Here is a 25,673-nt window from a genome sequence, read left to right on the forward strand (position 1 = left end):
GCTTGGCCAGAAAAATGAGTCGTTCTCGCTGTTCTAAACTAAGTGGTACAGAAACAATTCGAGGCATGTGTGAACATCTGTTAACTAAAAAAACTTTTTCGCATGATTAGTTATTTTTGTCAACTTATAGGAAGTTATTATGGATTAAATGATGAGAATTACATATTTATTAGTAAAAAACATAATGCATATTATACAAGTAAAAATGAAATTAATGATAGATCTAAAAGTTTAATTGAAAGTAATTTTGAAGTTCAAAAGGGTGGGACAATAAGGAAAAATTTAAAAGATATCATCAATATTATGATTAAAAATAAAGAAAAGATAAGGGTGTTTTCAATTCATGATTTAAGAGCAACTTTTGGGATGAACTTACTTAAATTTTTTCTAAGAAATAATATTAATTATGATTTTTCATATCATTATGTTAGCACAAGAATGGGACATTCAAGCTATAAAACTACAGATCAATACTTTAGGAATTATAGAGTAAATCAAGTTTTTGAGAATGTTGAGAATTATTATGATGAAATATTGTATTCGGTAAGATAAGGACTATTTATGGAATATAGGATAGTTGAAATAATTGAGTTGGAAAAATTTATTCCTGCACAATTTAATAGTCTAAAAAATCTTGTAATTAAAACAATCGTAAATAAAAGTGATACATATTTAGATATCGGATCACTCTGTTATTTGAGAAAAACTAAAGTAAATAAATATGAACATCAAGCTAAAGTTGACAAGAATTCATATGAATCACTAATTGACCAAATTTTACTAAAGTATTTTGATAATAATTATCATAGAAATCAAAATCCAGATACATTAAGAACTAATTATTCTTTATTGAATTGTTTAATTAAGGATATAGAAAAAATTGGCTTAAGTTTTGATTTTTCGACAGAAGAAAAGGCTAAAGAGCTTTATATTATTTACAGTAATTATTTGAGGGAAGAAGAAAAAAGGATTTTTAGAGACACTGAAAGAGAAAGTAATGCAATATTAAGTAGAAAACAACATATTTTGGCTGAATTAATAAGTAGTTACTATGATATAGAAATAAGTAAGGTGAAAAGTTGTTCTTCAGATATTACTTATAAGAGTAATAGGAATCAACGAATTAAAGCTGTAAGTAAAAATGAAATAAGTAATTTTTTTAAATTAAATATGAATATCTATAATTCATTGAAAGTATTCTTAATGCAGGAAGATTTATTTCCAGTAAGAATTGAACTTAATGAAAAAAAATGCATTTACACTTATTTTTTGAAAGAATTCAAAGGTATTGGTTGTAGTTATGTTTTTAAAAGAAATGGAATTATTAAAAATAAAGAAAATATTAATAAACTTAAATTTTATTTTTTAAAGAATAAAGATATTAATAAGCAGTATGGAACAAGAAAGATATCAGATTTTATTCATGATACATTTAATGATTATGATCTTATAATAAAAAAAATTAATAGTGAATCATTAAACTATGAGAGAAAAACAGCTATAAACTTTGCTATAGCATCTTTTGCGATGGCTTTCATATGTAATACAGGTTGTAATCCATCTATAATTTATGATTTAAATATAAAAGATTTAGAGTTGTTAGATAATTCAGTAAAAAATATGAAAGTTTTAAAGGTTAAAAACAGAGCGGGCAATAAAGTTATAAAAGTTAATATAACAAAAAAATTTATTACTGATTTGAAGAAATATGTTGAGTTTAGAAAATATTTAGTTGATAAATATGAAATTGAAAATTATGGTTTATTCTTTAGCTGGAATGTAAATGATAATAATCATAATGAAGTAGTAAATTTTTCTCACAATTCACTTATTGTATATAGAAGGTGGTTTTTGAAATTTATAGCAACTAGAGATATCAATGTTAATTGGATAAAGCCGAGCTTAATAAGGTTATCTGTATCAAATATTTTTCTTGAAAAAACTAATAGTAATATTATAGCTTCAAATAAACTAGGAAATACACCTAATGTTATTAATATAAACTACAGTGATATAGTAGAAGGGCAAGTAGAAAAACAATTTAACGATTTTTTTGAAAAAATATATAATAAAGCTGTATATTCCAATAGAATAAATACAAAAGATATTGATGTTAAAATTGACAATGATAATTGTGTTAATACCCCCATGGGGGCGTGTGAATTAGCTGATCCAAGTATAAAAAAAGGTTTTAGAAATGAAATAATACCAACCTGTAGTAACCCAGTAACGTGTCTATTTTGTGAAAATTATGTAATAAAATCAGATGATACAGATATAAGAAAAATTTTATCATTACTATATATTACAAGGTATTTTGATAAGAATTTCAATGATTTAGCTCATATAAAATTTAGGATTAAAGAAATATTAGATGCGATAATAAAGCTTAATATTAAGAATAAATCTAAAATTTTATCTATAGGTAAAGAGGTTGAAGAAGGATGCTTAGATGAATACTGGGAAGAAAATTATTTAAATTTTTTCATAAATATTAGTGAGTAAATTATGGCTGTACTACTTAATGAGATTACAAGAATTAAAAATAAATATCCGGATGATGAGACTCCTGTTACTTATGATGTTGATAACAATATATTAAGTCGTTTTAAAGATGATGTTTGGGATTTTACTTCGTATAGAATTTCCCGAGGAAATCCAAAAATATATTTTAATTTTGATGATGAATTAAATAAGCAGATAAAACATATTTTATATTATTTTGTCTATATTAGAAAAGGTTCACCAGGACTAAGAACCATTAAAAATTTCTTTAATGTTCTTAATGTTTTAGCTAAATTATGCGAAAAATTTAATAATAGTTTTATAAGCATGAGTTCTAATCGAATTTTATTTAATTTTTTGGTTAATAAAATTAATGATTTAGAAAAGTATACTGCTAAAAGTTATTTGTCTTGTATTAATACTATTGGTCTTGCTGGAGAAGAGTTTAATTTAAATTATGGCTTAGATAAAAAAGATTTAAAACTAATCAGAAAAAATGTAAAAAAAATAAATGATGATGTAAAGCAGACAGCACTCATACCTACAAGAATTTTAAGTGAATTCATCATGTTATGTACTCAAAAGATAAATGAATATCATTGCGTTTTAGATGAAATGGAAAATTTTTTTAATACAGATCAATACTTTCAAAGGAACGATATTAATAATCGAACTAATGTTTTATTTAAAAATATTCCTTCTAGTGAAGCTTTGAAAGGATATTTTAAAAAAAATGGCATTCAAATTAGATCAAATTTGATCAAACATTTAGGGGAACTACAATCAATAGCCTCCTGCTTAATTTCTTGCTTCAGTGGAATGAGGAAGAGTGAATTAGAAATTTTGCCATATGATTCATTACAATTAATCAATGTTGATAATAAAGAGGTATACGTATTCCAAGGTTTTACTAAAAAATTATCTAAAGTTGGTGTTGTAAGGTGTAATTGGATAACTTCTAAGAGCATGGTTGAAGTAAATTTAGTTTTACAATCTATAGCTCGAATACATAAAATATGGTCATCTAAGAATAGTATTTCAAAATTAATTAATAACTTAGAAATCTCTAAATATCCATTGTTACCGCTATTTAATATTTTCGGAAATTCCAAAGTTCTAGAAAATGAAATTTATAAAATTCCTACTTTATATAAGAGTTATATTGGTGAAATTATTTATCAAACTATTGAAGAAATCATTGTCAATGAGGATGATATAGCTGAACTTTATGAGTTTAATCCTCTCATTGATTGGGAAAATAAATATTCTATCCAATTAGGAAGTCCTTGGAAATTTGTTTATCATCAATTTAGAAGATCTTTAGCTGTTTATAGTGCAAGAAGTGGAATTGTTAAAATTCCTTCTCTTAAACAACAACTTAAACATATTAGTTTGGATATGACTTTTTATTATGCTAATGATTATAGCTATGCAAATGGGATGAATTTTGAAGAAGAGTTTTGTAAAGAATTTCGAATAGAGTTAACCAATGCTAGAGCTTGGATGTATCAAAAGCAAGTTATTGATAATAATGAAATATTATTTGGTGGGGAAGGCACGCGCATTCAAAATATTAAAGATTCTAATAATTTACCTTCTTTTTTCAAAGATAATAATGAGCTGATAAAAATGGTTAATGAAGGACAAATTTCTTATAAAGAAACGCCTTTAGGTGGTTGTTCTAGCATCAATGGTTGTAATAAGTTAGGTATATTTCATATAGCTAGTTGCATTACATGTGCTGACGCCATATTTGATAGTAAAACAATAGATAAACTTCATAAGTTAAAAGATCATTTGCAAATGCAATTGCAGAAGTATGAATACAGCTCAATTTTTTATAATCAAATTACAGCAGAAATAACTTCAATTGATAAATTATTAAGTAAAGTTAATTTCTAGGATAAAAAATATGTCAAAAATGATTAACAATTATTATTTAGCTCTGGAGAGGTTGGTAAAAAACAAACCCATAATCGTGCAATTCCCTTATAAAATTAACAATGACACCGTGGCAATAGAAGCTGGTAGAAAGCGCGGTGCTATTAAGCAATCGAGACCCGAATTAGCTGAATTGATTTTAGATATTAAGCATGCTGAAGAAAAAAGATTAACCTTTGCTGTAGATGAGCAAAGGCAGAAAAAAAAGCATGATACTGATATTTACGAGAAATTTAGTAATTTGGCTGTAGCATATGCTGAATTAAAAGAAAGATACGATTCTCAACTCTTACAACTAAATCAATTAATAAGAGAAAATCATAAGCTAAGATCTTCAGATAAAGATGATGATAATATCATTAACTTTATTTTGAAGAATGATTTGTGAATACTATTACCTGTATTCGTTCAGACTTGATCGTACATTCTTCTTGAAAAAGAGAAAGTTACCCGTTTTGATAAAGGTGTCGAAATCTTAATCAAACAAAGGTAACTTTCTTATGTTGCATACTAACAATCAAATCATTAAACACAAAGTAGGTCTGCTTAATTTAGCTGAAGAGCTTCAGAATGTATCCAGAGCATGCAAAGTGATGGGTGTTTCAAGAGATACATTTTATCGCTATCAGGAATTAGTGAAGTCTGGTGACATTGACGCACTGATCAATAAATCCCGTCGAGTACCAAATTTAAAAAACCGTGTAGATGATGCTACTGAACAGGCTGTTATTGATTTCGCAATTCAATATCCCGCAAATGGTCAGCACCGTACTAGTAATGAATTACGCAAGAAGGGTGTATTCGTTTCAGGGAGTGGGGTTCGCTCTATATGGCTTCGTCATGATTTAGAAAACTTTAAGAAGCGTTTAAAAGCACTTGAGGCTAAAGTGGCACAGGATGGTATTGAATTAAATGATCAGCAGATTGCGGCACTTGAACGTAAGCATGAGGATGACGTTGCTTGTGGTGAAATCGAAACAGCTCATCCAGGCTATTTAGGCGCGCAAGACACCTTTTATGTCGGGAATCTCAAAGGTGTTGGACGAATCTATCAACAAACATTCATCGACACCTATAGCAAGGTCGTTCATTGCAAGCTCTATACAACAAAAACACCGATTACAGCGGCTGATTTACTCAATGATCGTGTGTTGCCATTCTATCAATCTCAGGACTTACCAATGCTTCGCATCCTCACAGACAGAGGTACTGAGTATTGCGGTAAGGTAGAACAACATGACTATGAGTTGTATCTGGCAGTCAATGATATTGATCACACGAAGACAAAAGCAGCTTCCCCGCAAACAAATGGTATATGTGAGCGTTTCCATAAGACGATTTTGCAGGAGTTCTATCAAATTACGTTTAGGAAGAAGCTTTATAGCTCATTGGAAGAATTGCAAGTTGATCTAGACGATTGGCTGAAATTCTATAATACTGAACGGACTCATCAAGGAAAAATGTGCTGTGGTCGTACACCACTTGAAACTTTACTTGATGGAAAACGGATTTGGGCTGAGAAGAATTTAGCTCAAATTTAACCTGACAGGCACAATAAAAAATGGGTAACTGTCAGATCAGGTTTGAGCTAGTATATTTTAATAAAACTCTTTTTTTAAAATCAAGTGTATGAAGATCAGAAATATTCTCTTCTTTTAAACTTTCTAGTTTTTGTTTAATTTGAGGGTTTTCACTAATTAATTCATCAATAAGCTCAATCTCAATCTGTTTTTCATCTATATGCATCTGTATAACGCTAATTTTATTTTTAATCACAGTTATAAAGTTCTCTGCTAAATTTTTTTCATGACACTCAATTGCTTTTTTAGTTGCTGTATATAAGTAAATCCTTGTATTGTTGGGGCTTTTTTTTCGATCCAAATATCCACTTCGTACTAGTGCCTCTAATCCTCTATAAATTTTTGCTTTATTCTTTGTGGTTCTAAAAAATGGATAAAAAATTTTCTCAATAAACATTTTTGCTGGCCAGTCAACAATCTCAGAGTGTTCCAATAACTCAAAGAATTGTGCATAAAAATGTAAAGTTAATTTAGCCAAGAAGTTTTACTCTTATCAGAATTTCAATCAATGAGGATTATAATCCGTGTATATATAGTCCTCAATTGTTGATATTTTTGTTTTTTGAACAGTTAGTTTCAAATGGCAGAGTTATCGTTACAAATTGGAAAGTGAACCGTACCGGGTTCGTCGGAGACTTTTTTTATTTAAGTTAGGCCACCTGACCTAACGGGTTAATCTTATCATAGTACATTGCTTCAAACTCAAAAGGCGATACATAACCCAGTGCACTGTGTACACGCTTTTTATTGAACCAATCTACCCACTTTAGTGTCGCAAGTTGTACATCTGCTGAACCGCGCCAATCTGCTTCCAAATATTCAATCACCTCTGTTTTGTATAAGCCATTCACCGTTTCAGCTAGAGCATTATCGTATGAATCACCAGTCGTACCGACTGATTACAACATCACCTAATGATGTTCCACTTCCCGCCAACACCATAATATTAGGCATCTGAAGAGCTGATTTTAATTTCCCTTTAATATCAGACTCAAAAGTTTCGTTCTCAATTCCGTCATCTTTATCAGCAGAAACCCAAACCTGCTTTAATGAATTATAATATTTATTAGTCATATTATTACCTATTTAATAATCTAAGCCACCGCTTCATTAAACGCTTCAACAACCCCAAATATGTTGTCAGCATCGGCATCACCAAACACACCATCAATCCCTTCATAGTGGATCTGATTAAACGGTGGTTCATATAACTGCGCTGCTTCTAGCACCCCATTTTGAGTTAAATGATCAATTAGCATTTCCACAAAACGAATCTGCTTCTCGTTATAGGTTGACCCTTGCAGATATTTTGAGAATGCTTGTTGTACAGCCTGACGATCCAACCCAACTAAAGATCGAATAAATAACGGTAAGGATTTCTCTGTTCCAAAACATTCTTCAAATTTATCTCGGCTTTCTACTTCTTGCGCTTCAAAAACAAAGCGTTCTAACTCACTTAGATCGGTTGGTGTTAAGGCTAAACCACGCTTTAACTTTGCGATGGTAATATGGTTTTCATTCGCTTTGATGAAACTTTCTACTCGCTTACGGTACTGGGCTAGATTTACGCCACTTGATACCACTGGAATGTCGACTGCTTCCATCTGTCCAATTTCATCATTAAGCATGGAGTAGACAATCGTTGAGGTTGATTTCTCTATGAGTTTGACCAAACCACGAATACGTTTACGCATTGCTTCAAGCATTGGCAAAGTGATGCCTTTCCAATAGTCTAAGGATTGGATTTCTTGAATCAACGTAATCTGTTCTGCAACCACAGGAATATTTTCTTTACCTTCTAATTTAGAAGCAATTTCGATCACTCGATTGGCATAGTTCTCAATTGCCTTATTGTTCTTTTCTAATACGGCAAGTTCTAAGTTGTAGCACAACATATCGAAGAGTTTAGCTTCTAAGGTTTCAGGTTCAAGTTGATTTGGTAGTTTAGAGATGTGTTCTCGTAATGTACCAATCGCAAGGTCATCTAAATTGTTCCAAGCATCATCATTTTTGAAATGTTCAACATGCTCAAGTTCAGATTTCACAATGAAGTTGTCATTGTTCATGGACTTCACTTCAGTCTGTAAACTCTGACGCATATCTTGCTGTACAGCTTTTAATTCTTCGGTGGCATCGTCCTTCGCATTCAGTAAACTCAGGATATTTAAACGTGCTTTAAACAAGCGTTGTCCGAGTGGCTCTGTGGTCGATACAGGTGCACCATCAGGGTTTTCATTGAAGTATTCAAAGTTAGAGCAATAGTCGAAAATAAAGAATTCTTTTTTATCTTTTTCAGGGCTAAACAATTCTTTGCAGAGGCGTGTACCACGCCCAATCATCTGCATAAACTTCACTTTAGAACGTACAGCTTTAAAGAATACTAAGTTGACCACTTCAGGTACATCAATGCCTGTATCAAGCATATCCACTGAAATCGCAATCTGTGGCTCAGGTAAATCTTTCTTGCTAAAGTCATCAATTAAGCTTTGTGGATACTTAGTGGCATGGGTAATGACACGGGCAAACTTGCCATCATATTGCGGATAGTTTTCATTGAAGCGATCAGCAATAAACTGGGCATGTTTTTGATTGACGGCAAAGATAATAGTTTTACCCAAACGATCTCCACCTTCAGTTTTAATACCATTTTCCATCAAGTGCTTGAGCATTAAATCAATCGTGCCTGTATTAAACAGCTCTTTATTGATTTTGAATGCTGAAACTTCTTCAGGTGCATCTTCATCGCCCCAATTTAGACTGTCCCAGTGTTGTTTTTCCTCTTCTGAGAGTTCGTCATATTTTACGCCTTCACGCATAAATTTAAGCGGAACAGAATAAGCTTTTGGTGGCACAAGATAGCCATCGGCAATGGCTTGATCGAGGTCGTAGTAATCAGTCGGTACACCGCTTTCTAAGCCAAACAGTGCGTATGTATCACGATCTACTTCATCTCGTGGCGTTGCGGTTAAACCAACAAGCAAACTATCGAAGTATTTAAAAATCTCGCCAAATTTTTGGTAAACGCTGCGGTGTGCTTCATCGACAATAATCAGGTCAAACATGCCTGTACCGAATTTACGTGTGCCATCGGCATTCATTTCATCAATCAAACCCATCATGGTTTGATAGGTCGAGAAATACACTCGACCAACTTGATTTTTATCCTCAAGTAAATTGACGAATGAAGCATCTTTTAAATTGGCTTTAAAGGCATTGTGCGCCTGATTGACCAAAGATGTACGATCAGCAAGGAATAACGCCTTTTGTACCACATTTGCTTTCATTAGCACATCGACCAGTGCAATGGCAGTACGTGTTTTACCTGTGCCTGTTGCCATAATCAGTAAGCCTGCACGTTCTTTACGTTGATAGGCTGCAAGCATGGCTTTGATGGCACGAGTTTGGTAGTAACGCTCGACAATGTCTGCATTGATCGGGAAGCTGCTTAAATCAGGGTTGTTTTTACGTCGTTCAATCAGACGCTTGAGTTCTGCTTGCGTATAAAAGCCGTGAACTAAGCGTGGTGGACCACCTTGCACATCATTCCAAATTCGGGTTTTGTAACCATTGGTATAGAATATGACAGGCCGTTGTCCTGTTTGTTGTTCTAGGCAGTCTGCATAGAGCTTGGCTTGTTGTTGTCCAATATCAGGGTCGGTTGATGTGCGTTTTGCTTCAACCACAGCCAAAGGCAAGCCATTGGCATCATATAGCACATAATCCACTGCACCTTTACCCGATGGGCTCGGCATGCCTGTAACAGCAACTTCCTCTCGAACCGATGTGCCAATTTCCCAACCTGCTTCTTCAAGCATGAGGTCAATTTTAAGTTTTCGAGTTTCGTCTTCTTTATAGTCGGTAGGGTCTTCGATTTTGCTGTTGGCAATCTTGGCTTGTTCGACTTGCTGGCGGATCTGCGCTCGCTCGGCATCGGCTTGAGCGAGTAGCTTTTCACGTTCTTCTAGGTTTGCTGATTGTTCAAACAGGCGTTGTTCTAATTCACGTAGGGCTTTATGTTGTTCTGCAAACTGTTTTTCTTTAGCTTCTGTTTCTTTTTGCAGTTGTTCTTGGTTAGCGGTGATTTGCTGAGTATTGTCAGCATTTGGTATTAGTTTTGGGTTAAATAAAATCGACTGTGAACGGTCTTTTGAAGGTGAACCATAGTTACGTTCAAACCAGACATACATCAGAAATAAATGGCTGATGTGTTTTACAGTTTCTTCGGTGGTGAGCTGCTTGAACTTTTTCCCATGCACGGCACTGTTGCCGACCATGCGGATGTTGTCCATTTTGTCCCAAATATAGGGTGGAATCAGGTCTTTAAATTTGAGGTCGTTGAGTAAGTTATGTAGTGAAGCATCATAAGGCTGAGTCAGTTTTTTGTCGTATTGATACAGCCACAGTACAAGGTTTTCGAGTGATGTACGAGCCGCAGCAAGGGCAAATTGTGGGGAGATATACACGAGCTTTTCGGCTTCTTTGGCAGTGGCTGCTAAACTTTTAAATTCAGGTTCTAAAAACTGAAAATTGCTCATGTATATATTCCCTCATATTTTTAATTAAATTTTATAAACTGCCGTTAAATGCTTGGGTTTGTAATGAACTAAACAACTGATTTTGCATATTTAGTTGTTTATAAAGATTTTGCTTTTGATCTTCAATGCCTAATGCAATTTTAGACCATTTTTCCTGTAATTCATTTGGTGGCAAATAAATTGGGAAACTTTTAACAATATTTAGATTTAAGTTTTCCTGATTTCCACCACGAGCTTGATTCCTTAAATTTTCGTAAGAAAATCTCAGAAAACTAAAAACAAAATAATTACTAATAGGTTCTTTAGGTATTAAAGCAGCACAAGCTTGGTTTAATGTTGCTTCTATTCCTAATAAAGCGGATTTCCCTCTGGTGATACCTTGACCATAAAGAGCTAAAATAATAGAACCTTTAGGATAAATTTTTAAACGAGCACTATTTTTTCCATCTTCACTAATCGTTTCACTGGTATAGGTAATTGTTCCCCAATCAACTTCAGTTGATTTAACCCAAGGAATATTACCCTCAAAGTAATCTGCATTTTGTCTTGATGGGGTTGATCCTGTTCCTACTTCACATTGCTCACCTAATGTTGAAGATACCCAACCTTTAGGATTACTGACAGGATCACCAAACATATCAATAAAGGTCGCTTGTAAAAGCTGATCTAACTTTTCAATCGCTTGCAGACGTTTTTGGCGTAACTCATCCGCTTGATCTAAAATAGACGCAATTCGGCGTTGTTCGGAAAGTGGTGGGAGTGGGATTTTAATTGATAAACAACGATCTAAATCCATATTAGAAATATTCGTCGTTTGTCGTCCACAATTACGAGCCAATAACTGAGTATTAGGTGAATTAAACCAATGATATAAATAACGTTGATCTAATTTTTCCTGATTAGCTCTCAAAATTGAGATAAATCCGCCCGCTGTTGCAGAATATTCAAGCTTTGGAATCCAACAACATTTTCCTACAAGATTCCAACTATTCGCTGTTGAAACAAGAATATCGCCCTCGATTAAAAACTTATCTTTATTTTTAACTAAATTAGCAGGAACAGATAACAGATCATCCTGTTTTAGTTGAACCTGAACATTTGCGGTACGCATACATACAGTTGATCCCTCAGAAAAGTTATCAACTAAATCGTTCGGCTTGTATGTAATACCCCGAATAAAATCCGCAACATCACCTAATTTTTGATATTCCAAACTCACTTAAGCATCTCCTTAAGCGTAGCCATTCCTTTTAAAATATCCTGCTCAAGCACTTCTAAATCCGCCAAAATCTTGCTTGGTGTTCATATTCCACTTGCTCATAGACCACTTCCTTATAGCGGTTAATCGACAAATCATAGCCATTTGCCGCAATATCCGCTTTATCTACCATAAAACTTTGTTCAGTCGCTTTACGCTCAACTTCCGCATCTAAATTTTTAAAACGCGCAATGATGTCAGGAATGTTGTTATTTTCATGCTTAGATGCATCTAGCTCGTTACGCTTATCATCAAGCGAATAACCATCCGCCTGCATATCATAAAACCAAACTTTGTCCGTACCGCCCGACATGGTTTTGGTGAAAATCATAATCGCAGTCGAAACCCCTGCATAAGGCTTAAACACACCAGACGGCATGGAAATAATTGCTTCAAGTTTTTGCTCTTCCACAATCTTTTGACGCAAATCTTTATGCGCTTTAGATGAACCAAATAACACACCATCAGGCACAATCACCGCAGCACGACCACCTGTTTTTAACAACCGTAAGAACAAGGCTAAAAACAGTAATTCAGTCTTTTTAGTTTTAACAATCGCTTGAAGGTTTTTAGCACAACTTTCATTATCCAAACTGCCTGCAAATGGCGGATTGGCTAAAATCAAACTGTATTTTTCAGCAATATGTGAATGTGCTTCACTCAAAGAATCACGGTTTTCAATACGTGGGTTTTCTACACCATGCAGCATCATGTTCATCGAACCAATACGAAGCATAGTGCTATCAAAATCATAACCAAAGAAAGTTTCTTCACTAAAACGCTTAGCCGCTTCAGGATTGGCAAAAATTTCAGTGCTGTAATGATCATTTAAATATTCACTTGCAGCAACAAGGAAGCCAGCTGTACCACACGCAGGGTCACAAATGGTATCTGTTGGCTTAGGTTGCATCAGCTCCACAATCATCTTGATGATATGGCGAGGCGTACGGAACTGACCATTTTGACCTGCTGAGGCAATCTTACCGAGCATGTATTCGTAAATATCGCCTTTGGTGTCTTTATCATCCATTGGCACATCGGCAACCAAATCCACCACTTTGGTTAAAAGCGCAGGCGTAGGAATGGTAAAACGCGCATCCTTCATGTGATGGCTGTAGGTGGTTTCGTCTTCTGCACCTAAGTTTTTAATGAAAGGAAAAACTTCATTGGCAACAGTATTATATAAAGTTGCAGCATCGCCTAAAGTAATAAACTTTGACCAACGAAGATGGTCTTGCTCAGGCGTAAAAATTGGATGTTCTACAGCAGTTTTTAAGCGGTTAGCTTTCTTTTCTTTCGTAATCTGAATTTCATCGAGTCGGCGAATAAATAGCAAATAAGTCATTTGCTCCATGACTTCTAAAGGATTGGAAATACCGCCACTCCAAAATGCATTCCAAATCTGGTCAATTTTGCTTTTAATTTCGCCTGTAATCACGTAGATGACTCTCAAATTTCTTTGAGAGTATTGTGTTGAATTTTAGATGAAAAAGCTATGATAAATTAGAAAGATGAGACAACTTGTGTCGCAAAAAATTGCCTATATTTTGAGATATTGGCATCAAATCATTTTATTTTGCATCAATCCAAGCGTGATAAACTTCGTAGCCAAGATCCTTAAGTTCCGTATAAATATCTTCAAAGTAAGTCTCTGTATCTTTGAAGTACTCTTGTTGTTCCTGATCCAATAAATCAAAGTCCATGATGTAGGTATCCGGTTCTTGATCTAAGATTTCCTTCAGCTGATTGGCAAAGTCTAGTTTTTCATCATCAAAAAATAGGTGAAGTTTTTCAGAATTATCCTGAATGTCATTTATTTTCTTTTCAAAATAACTAATGCACTTTTTACTATCTTGAACCCAATGCAAAATATTTTTTGCTAGGTTCAATTTACCTAAAACGTCTTCATATTTTTTTGCTTCTGCTAAAAAAATGCGATTTTCTTTAATATAGGATTTGAAATAGATCGGCAATTGCTCTAATTCAGTTGTAATAAAAAATAATCGATTATTTCTTCGTGAGCCTCTTGCAAAAGACGCGTCTAAATTTCGTTTTTTCCTAGTTTCTTCCATTCTGTTTTGAATCGCTGGTGAAGAAAAATCACTTTGCTCAAGCAAGCCCTCGAAGTCAAAAACTTGGGCTTTGTATTTAATCGTACCAAACACATCAAGCTCACCATACTCATGATCAAACTTTAATTGCTTAAAAATAATGGTGTTCCCATCATCGTCACCAGATGATCCGTGATACTTTTTTCCAATGACATTTTCAGCGATGAAGATACCTTCCTTTTTTACTGCAATACCGTCAAAAAGCCAAATATCAGAATTCCCAGAGGCATATGACCATTTCATTGAAAAAGCGATTTCCTCTTCTCTTAGAATGAGTTCAGAAACGATAAGCTTTTGGCGTACATCATCTAAGTCTGGAAAATCTAAATCCCCACTAAATTTTGTATTCATTTTAGAATTCTCTATATTTTGTAGAGAAAATTTATCTTAAATTTCCAGATAAACATATAGAAATTTAATAATTAACGACAAGTAAGGTCGTAAGGGTTTAGGGTAATAATTCTTTTGCATTTATCTCTAAAACGACGGCAATTTCATACAGTTTTTCAACTGTAATGTTTACTTCTCCACGTTCAATGCGCCCCATATAACTACGATCAATACCACACTGTAATGCAAGAGCTTCTTGCGTGATGCTTCTTTGTGTTCTTCTATTGCGAATTAATTGACCAATTACGTTGGATAATTCTGACATTTGAAACTAACTGCTCAAAAAACAGAAATATCACCAATTGAGGACTATATATCCACGGACTATAATCCTCTTTTACAGGCTTTGTTGCACAAAGATTTCATAACTATATGATTTTAAAAGTTTTGATTATTTTTTGATCCAAAATTAAATTCATATAAATCAGATGCTTACATATTTATGCAACAAAGCCGTTCAATAAAAAGCGTGTACACAGTGCATTGGGTTACAAGTCGCCTTTTGAGTTTGAAGCAATTTACTATGATAAGATTAACCCGTTAGGTCAGGTGGCCTAACTTAAATAAAAAGTCTCCGACAAACCCGGTACGGTTCACTCTATGTGATCGCTAAAGTTTAGACATTCCTGTAAAAGAATTATTGCCTTAATGGTATATAGCTTTCTATTGACGACTTACTTTTGATTTTATGAATAGAAGCTTGTGTGACAGTCCAGTAAAACATTGGTGTGAATTTGAGTTCATATCCAAAACAGTTAAAAATCCTAATATCCATATTAAAGGTAATTATAGTTACTATAGTGCTTATTGGGATTCTGGCTTTGAGCGTTGTGTTGTTCGATATCTGCATGACAAGCCTGCTACACCAGAAAAGCCTATTGACCAGCTTTATATCGGTAATTTCGTCTGTTTTGGCGCAGAGTGCGTGATTATGATGGGTGGTAACCAGTTACATCGTACCGACTGGATTTCATCGTTTCCGTTTGATACACGCAGTTTTGTACCTGCTGGCGATACAGTCATTGGAGATGGTTGCTGGATTGGCTCTCGTGCAATGATTATGCAAGGTGTCACACTTGGTGAAGGTGCTGTGGTTGCAACAGGTGCTGTTGTTACTAAAGATGTGCCTCCGTATACAATAGTTGGGGGAGTGCCTGCTAAAATTATAAAAACTCGATTTTCTCCAGAGCAAATCGATAGATTATTAAGATTAAATATTTATGCCTTGGATGAAAAAAAATTATTAAGCTTACGTCATTTGTTTCAATCAAATGATATTGATGCTTTAGAAAAATACTTTCTAGAAGAGCCTGTAAATAATTTGGTAAAGTGATTTTTTGCTTATCTAACAACCTTTGACTAATTACTTATTGGTGTTTTATTCTCATCGCCTTTTTTTTCCTAATGAGGGTAATCCACCACTAACTTCATTAAAACTATTTTTGCAATATGCTCCTGAATATTCAGCATATTTATCTAAAGGAATTTCTTTCTTTTTGTATGTTCTAAATTGATATATTTCCCCATCAGTCGGTAATCGGCCATGTATGATTTGGTAATGTTCACCTAAGACAATGAGATTGCCTAGCAGTGCTTCTTTGCATGTAGGACAAATAGAAGTTTGTGATATACAACGGAATTTACCTTTGGGCTTCCTCATAGGTTCTCCATCTCTATAAATTTTATTGATTTCATAAAAAACTCCTTACTATGAGATTTACTCATTGAGTTTGAACTTTATGGATTTCTCTATAAAAATGCCCAAACAATTTGCGAAATTAAATAGTAGCCTATTCTTTTATTTTACTAAAAAAATCTGGCTCTTTTGAATTTATTCCATATGTGCCATGTCTCCATTTAGCCTGCGGCAAACCGAACTTACCAAAACTTCCATTCTTATAATATTCTTGTAAATATTTTCGATTACTTTCAGACCTTCTAGCATCAACTTCTTTAAATGCCTCTAAGATTTCTAAGGCTGTATCCACATCAATCTTATTTGTATTCTTAGAGCGGTTAAGATATTTTTTCCATGCTGAATGATTTTTGGATTCACTGCTGTCTTTATATTTCTCAATTACATCTTGTTGCTTAGTGCAATTGGATAAATTTTGATCAATATGTTGTTCATTTAGGCGATTAATTTTGGGTTTATGCCTACTAGATTCTTGCTTAAATCTTACTAAATAATTCTTATAATCTTCTTTGTGTCGATCCTCCTGATGCTGCAAGTGCATGCTTAGGGTATTTTTCTGCTTTAAATACTTAATACGTTCATAATTTCCCGCAACTTGGATAGTTTCTTTATTACTTACAACATAAACCTTTTTTTTACGTAATGGCGCTGTATAAAAGGCAATCTGAGCTATGAAAATGTTTTTTACTTTCAATATTTTAATATGTGGTTCATAATAAGAATATATATGTTTTTTATAAAGATCAGGACTAATAAACTCTACATTTGAACAATGTGGGAAAGGTAAGGATATTTTATTGTTTTTTAAAATTTTGCATGGTTTATCAATTTTTAAGTAGGCAGATCCTATATCTTCTTCAAACCATTGTGCTATAGCAATATTAAGCAAATGATAAACTACGGCTTTATTTTTTCCTCCTATAATGCTATCGATTTTTGGCTTTAAACTTAGTAAGAAAAAATTAATATTTTGAATATTATTATTTTTCGTAATTTCAGAATAAATATAATTTAAAGCATCAAAAAAATATTCCAACAATTCTTTTGCTTTGGTATCTAGCTTTAAGACTATACTCTCATGAGTGAGAGTATAGTCTTTTAGGTCTTTATTCTTATCGATATTTTTCATAATTCAATGTTCTTAAATTAAGATATATTATTGCATTTATCCTTCAGCATTTGAGATTATCCAAATACGCTTTAATGGTAATTCAGCTTTGATGTCATCATTCAATTTTTCATAATTAAGAAAAATTTGGTTTAACAAATTATTTTGTGTCCAAAGCCTCACTCTAAAGAAACTGGAGGCTAATTTTTATTTTACATTAGATTTAAAGCCACCCCAAGCAACAAATAAACCTTGCTTAGTATTAAATTTTGTCATCGCACCAATTAACCTATCTACAGTTGGTCGATCTACTTGACTATCTCCAGATTTTACTTCTACACAAATTTGCTGTTGCCCAAACCCCATAGGGCCATCACCAGCAAAGATGTCTACACCACCATCTGCTCCCTCAGGGCTTTGCCAGCAAGTATATCCTTGGGCTTCTAGTACGGCTTAGACTAATAAGGTTAATCTGTGACCTTTAAATTTTGATTCTATTACTTTTCTAATTTGATCCTGCTCTATAAATTCCAGATCGACTGAACTAGATTCGTCCGAGGCATCTTCAATTTCGATATCTTTTTGAACTCCTTTTAGTTTAATTACCTGATGTAAATTTTCCGGTTTCCATGAGTTTTTTCCATTTCAAGTAAACGTTCTTCAGCATTATTTCGCTGTATTTTGCAAATAGTCATGAAAGCCCCAAAGCTATAAAGAATATCCTGTGAAAAATGAGATCTTGGAATACCAGTAGCTAACCACTTCACTGAACGTGAATGTTTGAAAGGATCAATAGCTTTGGGTCATAGGAATATTCAGAAGTAATGGAACCTATATAAATAACAGGCTGTAGTTTTGAAGGTAGAACAATCCGATCGCCAATCTTCATCGTATGAATAAATGGCCAAATTTGGCTGGCATGATTTGAAAGCTTTCTAGGCTTAGCATCTGCATCATCACTAAACACACCATCAATCCCATTCATAATATTGGGTTGAACGGTGGTACATAAAGTTGTGATATTTCTAAAGTGCCCCGAATAGTCAGATGCTCAATAAACATTTCTTTGATGCCTTTGCTTTCAATTTGCCTGTGACTTTCGTTTAAAGTGATGATTGGGTGTACAAATTATATGCATATCTGAGCTAATTTTATGAGTGATCGCATACACTGACTTTAACTGTACTGAGACATTAGTAATAGCCACATATAACTGAAACAGGGAGGCTTGCTCTGAAATAGACTGATTAATAGCACTTAACTTTTTACGTTTATCAACATCTGAATGAAAAAAGTCAGAATTAAACCAAAGATTAATTATGTCTCGATTACTTACAGAATGTCCCATTTGATTACTGATGTGACAACTATTCATAAGGTCATTGTATTGCTTACGGACTAAATCAAGATAATTACATGCCCATTCATCTTTTGCTTTTCTTCTTAAAAGATTGATAATCGATTCAAGCTTTGTCGGTTCTTTGTCTGCATAAAAGAAACGAAATTTCAGGGCGATGTTTTGAATATGATCAATATCTGGTGTATTGGCTTCAAATGTTGCTTTTCTTACTTCTATATCATCAGATATTGCATGCTTAGATATAGCCATAATATGGTAACGCTTCATTGTTTTGTCATAGCTTTCAATCCTTCGTCTAAATTCATATATCTGAGATAACTCTTTTTCAGAAAGTGGGTCAATTTCACTTTCCCGACTTATCAAATGACTAGGAATTTTCATCTTGCTCTTTGAAATAACATAATTCTAATGTTTGGGTGAAATCTTACAGCATCAGCTTTCTATATGCTATTTAAAAAGATATGTGGGACATTTGAAAAAAAATAGAATTTGTATTGTTTTATAACGAGGAATCGTTACCACTAGGCCTAAATTTCAATTGATAAATGTCATATTTAGACCTAATGGTATCTAGGCTCTATTAGCGATACTATTTAAATTACAAAGACTTCATTCTTGGCGCCATTATTTCGAATCTGAAGTCTTGGAACCATTGAATTATTTAAGTAATCATAAACAACCATTTCAGGATGATTTAAATCAAAAGCCTGACCAAACCATATACATGCTGCATTTGAAGCACATGGTAATACGTGTATTTTTTCTACGCCCTTACCCTTTAGCTCATGTAATAACTTATGAATATCTTGCATAAAGCTTAATCCTCTTTCAGGATTTCTTATAGCGCCATTTCCAAGATATTCAGGTTTAGCAGTGATATTAATAATTGGAAAATTTAATTCTTCTGCTTTAATTTTCGATGGTTCAGGTTCAGCAGTTAAATTTAATCTAATAGTAACTTGGGTTGAGCTGTTCACCTCTTTAATACTATCGATTTCATAGGTTTTTTCAGTACATTGAGGATTCGGCCACATCCAGCAACTACCATCCCTGTACATTAGCATTGGTATAAATTTCCCTTTATTTCCTAATTTGCTTCCTAAGGCTATCAAGCAAGGCATAGGTCCAAAGCCGAAAATTGCTATTTTCTTATCATGAGATTTAGCCTGTCTAAGTAATTGAGAGGTCTGACATTCAAAATCCTCTAAGAAATGATATTTATAAAAATCATCAGGAGTAGCTCTTAATTGGGCTTGTGATGCCTCATGAATTAAATCTTTGTCTTTATATAGGATTGCTTTTAAAGGGCGAAGACAATTGGCTACATCAAGTTTAGAAGGCGATTGAGGAATATTTTGGTTTACAGGCCAAAAAAATAGATAAACTGGCATTGGGCTAAAACTAAGAGAATCTAGTAGCTCTTCACATTCGGCTATAAAATTTTGGCGCATCTGAGAAAGTTTAGATGCTGTATATTCTGCCCCAGCAACTTTATCAATTAATCGATGGTGTTTTTCACACAATAATAAAATATTGGTTGGATCATTTGAAAGCTGATACGAAAAAAAGGGGATACCACGAGTAGAGCTTTCAGATGCTGCTACATTATGTGCTAAAACACCATATGTTCCCTGTGTACCTGTTATTTCATCTATATTTAGTTTCGCCCCACATCCTTGAAACATACATCTTCCATGACTTGTATTTAGAACTTGATTCTTACTTTTAGTATCTAAATCATCACCTCTTCCTTTCAATAATTGAAAATCAAAAATTCTATCTATAAAATTTTCTAATTGATTTATAGGTTGTGCCTCTTTTTTAGGGACAAAATTTTCATCTTTAATTTCACTTTCTTGATCAGATGTTAGATTCCATATTTCTTGTAATTTATTAAAATCAGAGAGAGTATCAAGATCAATATTAGAACCTTCAAGAGGATGTCCATAAAAAGATAAATTTCTAGAAAGCAAATCACGAATAAGAATTAATGTATCATTTTGATTTAGATTAATGCGGAAAAAAGCTACTGGCACTTTAGTATTTAAAAGAAGAAAAATTCTATTTTTACATTTTTCATCGACAATGATACCTAATGCATCAACTGAGATTAAACCTAAAATTTCCTCAATATATTTTTGAGCATTTACCAAATCATCTATTGCAGGTAGACAAGTTTGTAAGCTAAGGGATGGATCTAGTTGCATTTTATTTCTCTATATTGATGTAGCCTAAGTGCATAATTTTATGATTTTTAAAACTAATCCATATTCCAAGTTTTATTCTGCCTAATATCAAATATAAAACTGGATCTTCAAGGTCGGAGATGGAATTTATAACATTACTTATGTCTATTAAATCTGTGGGGGAAGGGGAGGGAGTATCTTCAGGATGTGTATGCCATAAACCTTGAAAATTGAAAGATTGTTCAGATTCAATCCAAATTCTTTTTAAAGCATGTTGATGTGATTTTGATCTATAAAATGTAGTACGTGTTTGTCGATCACCTTCCATTGGCTGTGTAAAAGTTTCTATAATTTTACTTTTTGTATTTATATCGGTTCTACCAATTAAAATTCCACCTGACTCAGGAGAAGATGATTTTAATTGCATGAAATATTTCAAGTTGTTTAAAACGCTTGCTTGAATAATAAAAATCTGACCGGTAGGAGATTCACATTTTAGCCGACCATTAGTTATGTATTGCAGCATGGACATACTTCTTCATATATTTCACTTAAACTTAAAATCTTAAATCCATTTGAAATACTTACATCATTATAGAACTGAGTAGTAGATACCCCATTTTTTTTTGAATTAATATCATCACCGGATAGAGAAACAAAACCAGTTAGATTACTTAATGTATATTCGCCAACATAGCTTGCTAGTTTCACACAATTTAATGAGCTAAAAGGAGTAAAAGCACCAGCACAACCAGTTATATTTTTAGCTAATAACTGACCTGAAGTTACATATTTATATTTTGGCAAGAGACTTTTATTTGATTTTTCATCAAAGTATAAACAATTCAAACAACCTAATTGCTTATTATTAAATGATATAAAGTGTCCCCCTAGGTTGTAAGGTTCAACCCAAGCTACTATCACATGAAAATTTTTATTTAAACCATAAATATACCTTACTAAGGAAATCTCAGTAGGAGTATGACCTATAGCTATAATTATAGTGTCTACATCTTCTATATTGGATGTCTTAATCCACTCTTCTGCATTATTGCAAAAGGGAAAAATAGCTAAGCCTGGTCGTTCTAATTTTAGTTTTTCTGCTAAAGCTATAGATTTAGCATTATTTACTTTTGGTAGACCTAAAGAATGCCGATAAATATTATCTGTTGTTAATTTATCGGGATCTATAAATGAAAACTTACTTATACCAGTCTGAGCTAAAATTTCAGCTATCTTTGAACCTAAAGCACCACAGCCAAGAATTGCTACATGTCTTTCGATTTTTTCTTGACCAGTTCTATTTAATAAGTAAGCTTGCCAAGCTCTTTGAGTTAATGAAATTTTAAAATTTTGAAATAAAATTTGTTTATTAAATTTATACCAAATAGAATAAGTGAATAATAAATATGCAAATCCATGCTCATTAGGAATTCCTATTAACACATTATGATTGCCTGTTTTGAGTAAGTCTTTATTGATATAAGAAGGAAGGCTTTCAATAACTTTTAAAAAATCATTTTCTGTAAAGTCTGTATCAATCTTTGGAATTGGGAAAATTGAAGAATCATCAAGTAGAACTCTCTTTATCTGAACTTTGGTTAAATGAGCTCGATTTATATAAGCATTTTTACCATCATCAATATGTTCTACAGAAGGATTTTGTTTTCCTGTTTTTCGAATCCATCCATACATTTCTGTTGTTGATACCGGATCACAATGTAAGATCACGTTAGAAGTCACACTTGAAATATTGTTTAAATAGCCTTCTAGTTCATTATATAAACTAATGCGATTATTTGATGCTAAATTTGAAAAAGATTGGTCTAATATTTCGATTGTCTTTTTTAAAAAGAATGCAATTAACTCTTCATGGTTATTGCCATTAAAGTTTTCACCCTGATGGTCCGTAGTACAAATTAGACCATTATGGCCGACATGATCTAATGCAGGTAAAGGTCTAGTCAAGATAGTGAAACTTGGAGGGCTGGTCCACAAGAAATTATTTTGGAAAGCTAAACCTAAACATACTTGGGTTTTATCTAAAGAAATGTCAAATTTTAAACTAACCGTATTTTTAGATGTGCTTATGAGATGGATATTATTAGCACCATATCCATTTAGTACTTGTTTAATTTTTTCTAACTTTTCTTCGTCAAAAAACATCTATTATTCCTATGCAGATTTGCCATCTTGAATATAAAAAGGTTGAGGTGTTGCCTCTGAAACTTCTTGTATTTCAGGAATAGGGAATTGACTACCAAAAGTTTTATTTAAAATTTTGCAAGCTTCTACTGTATCTGTTTCTTCATTTACTGCTTCTAAAGAAGACTTCAAATCTTTAAGTTTTGATTTTAAGTTATCTATTTGATTTCTATTTAATTTTTCTAACAAGTCTACTCCTTCATGTGCAGGTAAATTAATTACAAGTCTGAAATAAGGTTCGGTAGTTTCTGGATCAATACTAAAGGTAGTGAATTGACCTAATACTTTATTTACTACAGAAAGTAATGTTTTATTATCATTCTCATAATCTTCAGCTGTTATATGCTCATATACAGCTGTAGTGATAGCAACACTCTTGAAAAAATCTAGACTCTTCTCATTTCTCCATTGTTTCAAGTAACGAGTACATCGTCTAAACTGATGACGTAAATTTGAATCATCTTCAAATTTGCCCAAAATTGTATCGGTAAGTTCAGTAGGATTTGAAATCTCCCAAGTCTTAAGGTCTTCAGAGGAGAATTCCTTACCTCGAGCTAGATACATATTGCCTTTGTCATCTTCAGTATAAATGGGAAGATCTACATGATAATCGGGAGTTCCATTTTTAAGATAAGTAACAGTTACACAAGGTCGTTTAATTGTTACAGTTCTATTTGTATGAGTTAAAGCATCTCTAACAATTTTTTTAATTTCTACTGAACCATATTCTTCTTTATCACAATCTAATAAAACTCCTACATCAATATCATAATCTCCATTTTTAGGCTTTATCCCTGTGCCTAAAGCATAACTACCTTGATTAAAGTATTCTACAAATTGAGGACCATTTGAGTCTTTTTTAAGTTCATCTTTTAAGGTGCTAATCAAAAGGTCACGCTTGTCACGCAATGTACTTTCTTCTTCATAACGTCCCAAGCGGATATTTGAATGGAATGTTTGATATTGTTTCTGGGGGTTAGTCATTGTTGTATTCCTGTTTTGTTTTTGTAGTTATTGGGTTTGCTACAAAGAAATACAAGTCAAAGCCTTTAAAAAAATATGGAATTTTATGGAAAAATATTTAATCTTAAAAAATTATTAAAAAACATTGTGTTGTAAAAATTCCATATTTTTAGGTAATGTTTACTTTTTTGAATAATAAGAGTAATTGCCTTTGATGTGGATGTTGGGGTTTTTCACAGTTTTGGAGATGAACTCAAATTCGCACCAGTGTTTAACAGGGGAATTAATCAGCGTTTCGGACATGGTGTATGTGTAAAAAATTAATGAAATAGAATTATATATGAGTTACTTTTGATTTCTTATAATATTCATCCTGACAGAAGCTTGGTGGGCAGAGAAGTTAATGTTTGTCTAAAATGAGTTTGAGGAAAAAATAGCAGATGAAATAAAAAGAATCATTCATACCTTTACTTTGGTAATCCCCCCTAAAAAAATAATAGGATTTAAAAGTAGAATTTTCCCTTAAGATACAAGCTAGAGATTCTGCATGAAAACACCTGTATTTAGGGGTTACATGGATCAAATTTCAGGTGTTGTGAATTATGTGAATCAAACATTTAGTTTGTTTGCTGATGTGGAGGAAGTGCAGCCAAAAAAAATTGCTCAAATAAATTTTAAGGATAATCGTAACTTATGAGTGCTTTTAACACTAACCGTTACACACTAGCGCTTACGGCTATTATTGTTTACGCCTGTGGGATGCTGTACTGGGTTTTTGCCGATGCCAATTTTGATGGCATGAAATGGTTAACCATTTGGTTCTTTAGCAGTACTTTATTTTTTGGTTTTTGGTCTGGACATGTGCTTAGTACGACACCAATAGAAGAGCTTAAGGCTGAAAAGAAGGGCTATCTTTGGGGACATATCCAATTAGGTGTCATATTGGTTATGGTCATTGCCATGTCAACAGGTTTAAATAAAAAGGTCGCTATTCTTTTTTTGGATATAGAGGGTTATGTCAGTGAACTCAAACAAGCAAAAGTGATTATGAAGGGGGGAGTAAAAGCTAATTTAAATAGGTTTTCAGGAACTGGTGTTTTCCCAGTAATGGATGTTAATAATGCTGATATAGAGGCAACCCCTGTTTGTAATCTAATCTTAAAAGATAAATGCCAATACGGTTATATGATGGATCAAGGTTTTGATATTCAATATATTGATGATTTGAAATATCCATTGAAATATAGATATTTGATCTTCAAAATCAAATCACCCGACTTTTATAGAGGAATTGATTATCACGTTGCATTATATAAAACCAATCAACGCTATGTGTGGTATCTGATCTTTTTTACTATTATACCTGCATTAATCTTTGTATTTTTAATTCCATATCTTCTGTTTTTAAATCAACACCGTAAAATCAATTGACTAACGTTTAGTCAGTCTAGATAGTTCAACCACCAAAAGGCAACTTTAATTGATAAATAATAATTCTTCAAAAGAGGTTGCTTTAGTGATTTAAAGCTTAAAGTATCTATCTTAAAAAATTCCACAAATACATAAAAACATTTTTAACACTGTTTGGAAATAAGAATCCCCAAATAGCAAAAAAGAGTGATGATGCCAATACGATACTGACAGGACTGGTTTGTGTATTGATAAAGAGTCCCCAGACTGGAATTAAAATCAGTCCTAACACAGCCCCAGAAAGCGCATAAACAAATGCATGAATGATGCGATTTTCCATCTTATTTTCCTCTATTTTTATCGCAGTATAATCTATAAGCTCGGCTGTATGATTTATAGGCAATAAAAAACCCCTCAAAGAGGGG

Annotated in this window: 21 protein-coding genes and 6 pseudogenes; 8 read left to right on the forward strand and 19 right to left on the reverse strand. The window is 33.0% G+C overall.

Going from position 1 to position 25,673, the window contains the following annotated elements; translation table 11 throughout:
• Positions 1-67 (reverse strand): annotated as a pseudogene (locus tag FTU09_RS13895) (helix-turn-helix domain-containing protein); the annotation flags it as partial.
• A 35-nt stretch (positions 68-102) separates the two neighbouring features.
• Between FTU09_RS13895 and FTU09_RS01410 the strand changes: the two are divergent.
• The 5 genes from FTU09_RS01410 to FTU09_RS01430 all read left to right on the forward strand — a co-directional run bounded on the left by FTU09_RS01410 (position 103) and on the right by FTU09_RS01430 (position 5,987).
• Positions 103-552 (forward strand): site-specific integrase, encoded by a 450-nt coding sequence (locus FTU09_RS01410; protein ID WP_180079435.1) that lies wholly within the window; start codon positions 103-105, stop codon positions 550-552.
• 9 nt (positions 553-561) lie between these two features.
• Positions 562-2,505 (forward strand): hypothetical protein, encoded by a 1,944-nt coding sequence (locus tag FTU09_RS01415; protein ID WP_180079436.1) that lies wholly within the window; start codon positions 562-564, stop codon positions 2,503-2,505.
• A 3-nt stretch (positions 2,506-2,508) separates the two neighbouring features.
• Positions 2,509-4,407, forward strand: a complete 1,899-nt coding sequence (locus FTU09_RS01420) for a hypothetical protein (protein ID WP_180079437.1) — start codon at positions 2,509-2,511, stop codon at positions 4,405-4,407.
• Positions 4,408-4,417: 10 nt separating this feature from the next.
• A complete protein-coding gene (locus tag FTU09_RS01425; RefSeq protein ID WP_180079438.1) occupies positions 4,418-4,834 on the forward strand; it encodes a hypothetical protein in 417 nt (138 codons plus the stop codon).
• Positions 4,835-4,946: 112 nt separating this feature from the next.
• Positions 4,947-5,987, forward strand: coding sequence for an IS481 family transposase (locus tag FTU09_RS01430; RefSeq protein ID WP_180079439.1), 1,041 nt, complete (start codon positions 4,947-4,949; stop codon positions 5,985-5,987).
• Between the two features lie 31 nt (positions 5,988-6,018).
• Here FTU09_RS01430 and FTU09_RS01435 read toward each other — a convergent pair whose 3' ends face one another.
• The 8 genes and pseudogenes from FTU09_RS01435 to FTU09_RS01470 form a co-directional block, all read right to left on the reverse strand.
• Positions 6,019-6,504: a hypothetical protein gene (locus tag FTU09_RS01435; protein ID WP_180079440.1), complete on the reverse strand. Its 486-nt coding sequence runs from the start codon at positions 6,502-6,504 to the stop codon at positions 6,019-6,021.
• Between the two features lie 172 nt (positions 6,505-6,676).
• Positions 6,677-6,925: pseudogene (locus FTU09_RS01440) on the reverse strand (integrase core domain-containing protein); the annotation flags it as partial.
• A 1-nt stretch (position 6,926) separates the two neighbouring features.
• A pseudogene (locus tag FTU09_RS01445) lies at positions 6,927-7,100 on the reverse strand (SIR2 family protein); the annotation flags it as partial.
• A gap of 20 nt (positions 7,101-7,120) precedes the next feature.
• Entirely contained in the window at positions 7,121-10,561 is a 3,441-nt protein-coding gene (locus FTU09_RS01450; protein ID WP_180079441.1) for a DEAD/DEAH box helicase family protein, read from the reverse strand.
• Positions 10,562-10,592: 31 nt separating this feature from the next.
• Entirely contained in the window at positions 10,593-11,780 is a 1,188-nt protein-coding gene (locus tag FTU09_RS01455; RefSeq protein WP_180079442.1) for a restriction endonuclease subunit S, read from the reverse strand.
• Positions 11,777-13,257: pseudogene (locus FTU09_RS01460) on the reverse strand (N-6 DNA methylase). The gene FTU09_RS01455 and the pseudogene FTU09_RS01460 overlap by 4 nt, the downstream one beginning before the upstream one ends.
• A 133-nt stretch (positions 13,258-13,390) precedes the next feature.
• The gene (locus FTU09_RS01465; protein WP_180079443.1) at positions 13,391-14,281 is read right to left on the reverse strand and encodes a hypothetical protein; all 891 of its coding nucleotides are present in this window, start codon (positions 14,279-14,281) and stop codon (positions 13,391-13,393) included.
• Between the two features lie 97 nt (positions 14,282-14,378).
• Positions 14,379-14,585 carry a helix-turn-helix domain-containing protein gene (locus FTU09_RS01470; protein ID WP_180079444.1) on the reverse strand — a complete coding sequence of 69 codons (207 nt, stop codon included), beginning with the start codon at positions 14,583-14,585 and terminating at the stop codon, positions 14,379-14,381.
• A gap of 423 nt (positions 14,586-15,008) precedes the next feature.
• On the opposite strand from FTU09_RS01470, the gene FTU09_RS01475 reads away from it, so the two are divergent.
• On the forward strand, positions 15,009-15,653 hold the full coding sequence (locus tag FTU09_RS01475) for a CatB-related O-acetyltransferase (protein ID WP_180079445.1): 645 nt from the start codon (positions 15,009-15,011) through the stop codon (positions 15,651-15,653).
• A gap of 51 nt (positions 15,654-15,704) precedes the next feature.
• Here FTU09_RS01475 and FTU09_RS01480 read toward each other — a convergent pair whose 3' ends face one another.
• The 9 genes and pseudogenes from FTU09_RS01480 to FTU09_RS01520 all read right to left on the reverse strand — a co-directional run.
• Positions 15,705-15,980: a hypothetical protein gene (locus FTU09_RS01480; protein ID WP_180079446.1), complete on the reverse strand. Its 276-nt coding sequence runs from the start codon at positions 15,978-15,980 to the stop codon at positions 15,705-15,707.
• A gap of 130 nt (positions 15,981-16,110) precedes the next feature.
• Positions 16,111-17,145, reverse strand: a complete 1,035-nt coding sequence (locus FTU09_RS01485; RefSeq protein WP_180079447.1) for a hypothetical protein — start codon at positions 17,143-17,145, stop codon at positions 16,111-16,113.
• 186 nt (positions 17,146-17,331) lie between these two features.
• Positions 17,332-17,562 (reverse strand): annotated as a pseudogene (locus tag FTU09_RS01490) (restriction endonuclease); the annotation flags it as partial.
• Between the two features lie 643 nt (positions 17,563-18,205).
• The gene (locus tag FTU09_RS01495) at positions 18,206-18,865 is read right to left on the reverse strand and encodes a hypothetical protein (RefSeq protein ID WP_180079448.1); all 660 of its coding nucleotides are present in this window, start codon (positions 18,863-18,865) and stop codon (positions 18,206-18,208) included.
• Between the two features lie 212 nt (positions 18,866-19,077).
• On the reverse strand, positions 19,078-20,691 hold the full coding sequence (locus FTU09_RS01500; RefSeq protein ID WP_180079449.1) for an SAVED domain-containing protein: 1,614 nt from the start codon (positions 20,689-20,691) through the stop codon (positions 19,078-19,080).
• Between the two features lies 1 nt (position 20,692).
• The gene (locus FTU09_RS01505) at positions 20,693-21,196 is read right to left on the reverse strand and encodes a Mov34/MPN/PAD-1 family protein (RefSeq protein ID WP_180079450.1); all 504 of its coding nucleotides are present in this window, start codon (positions 21,194-21,196) and stop codon (positions 20,693-20,695) included.
• Positions 21,181-22,836 carry a ThiF family adenylyltransferase gene (locus FTU09_RS01510; RefSeq protein WP_180079451.1) on the reverse strand — a complete coding sequence of 552 codons (1,656 nt, stop codon included), beginning with the start codon at positions 22,834-22,836 and terminating at the stop codon, positions 21,181-21,183. The genes FTU09_RS01505 and FTU09_RS01510 overlap by 16 nt, the downstream gene beginning before the upstream one ends.
• A gap of 9 nt (positions 22,837-22,845) precedes the next feature.
• Positions 22,846-23,859 carry a nucleotidyltransferase gene (locus FTU09_RS01515; RefSeq protein ID WP_180079452.1) on the reverse strand — a complete coding sequence of 338 codons (1,014 nt, stop codon included), beginning with the start codon at positions 23,857-23,859 and terminating at the stop codon, positions 22,846-22,848.
• A gap of 168 nt (positions 23,860-24,027) precedes the next feature.
• Positions 24,028-24,141 (reverse strand): annotated as a pseudogene (locus tag FTU09_RS01520) (antibiotic acetyltransferase); the annotation flags it as partial.
• A 244-nt stretch (positions 24,142-24,385) separates the two neighbouring features.
• Between FTU09_RS01520 and FTU09_RS01525 the strand changes: the two are divergent.
• Both FTU09_RS01525 and FTU09_RS01530 read left to right on the forward strand, forming a co-directional pair.
• Positions 24,386-24,535: a hypothetical protein gene (locus tag FTU09_RS01525; protein ID WP_171486376.1), complete on the forward strand. Its 150-nt coding sequence runs from the start codon at positions 24,386-24,388 to the stop codon at positions 24,533-24,535.
• Complete coding sequence (locus FTU09_RS01530; RefSeq protein WP_179996274.1) at positions 24,532-25,269, forward strand: hypothetical protein; 738 nt, start codon at positions 24,532-24,534, stop codon at positions 25,267-25,269. Before FTU09_RS01525 ends, FTU09_RS01530 begins: the two co-directional genes overlap by 4 nt.
• A gap of 106 nt (positions 25,270-25,375) precedes the next feature.
• Here FTU09_RS01530 and FTU09_RS01535 read toward each other — a convergent pair whose 3' ends face one another.
• Positions 25,376-25,588, reverse strand: a complete 213-nt coding sequence (locus tag FTU09_RS01535; protein WP_004972171.1) for a hypothetical protein — start codon at positions 25,586-25,588, stop codon at positions 25,376-25,378.
• Positions 25,589-25,673: the final 85 nt, after the last annotated feature.

It is taken from the genome of Acinetobacter sp. YH12058 (genome assembly GCF_013419805.1).
In the GTDB taxonomy this organism is placed as follows: Bacteria; Pseudomonadota; Gammaproteobacteria; order Pseudomonadales; family Moraxellaceae; genus Acinetobacter; species Acinetobacter towneri.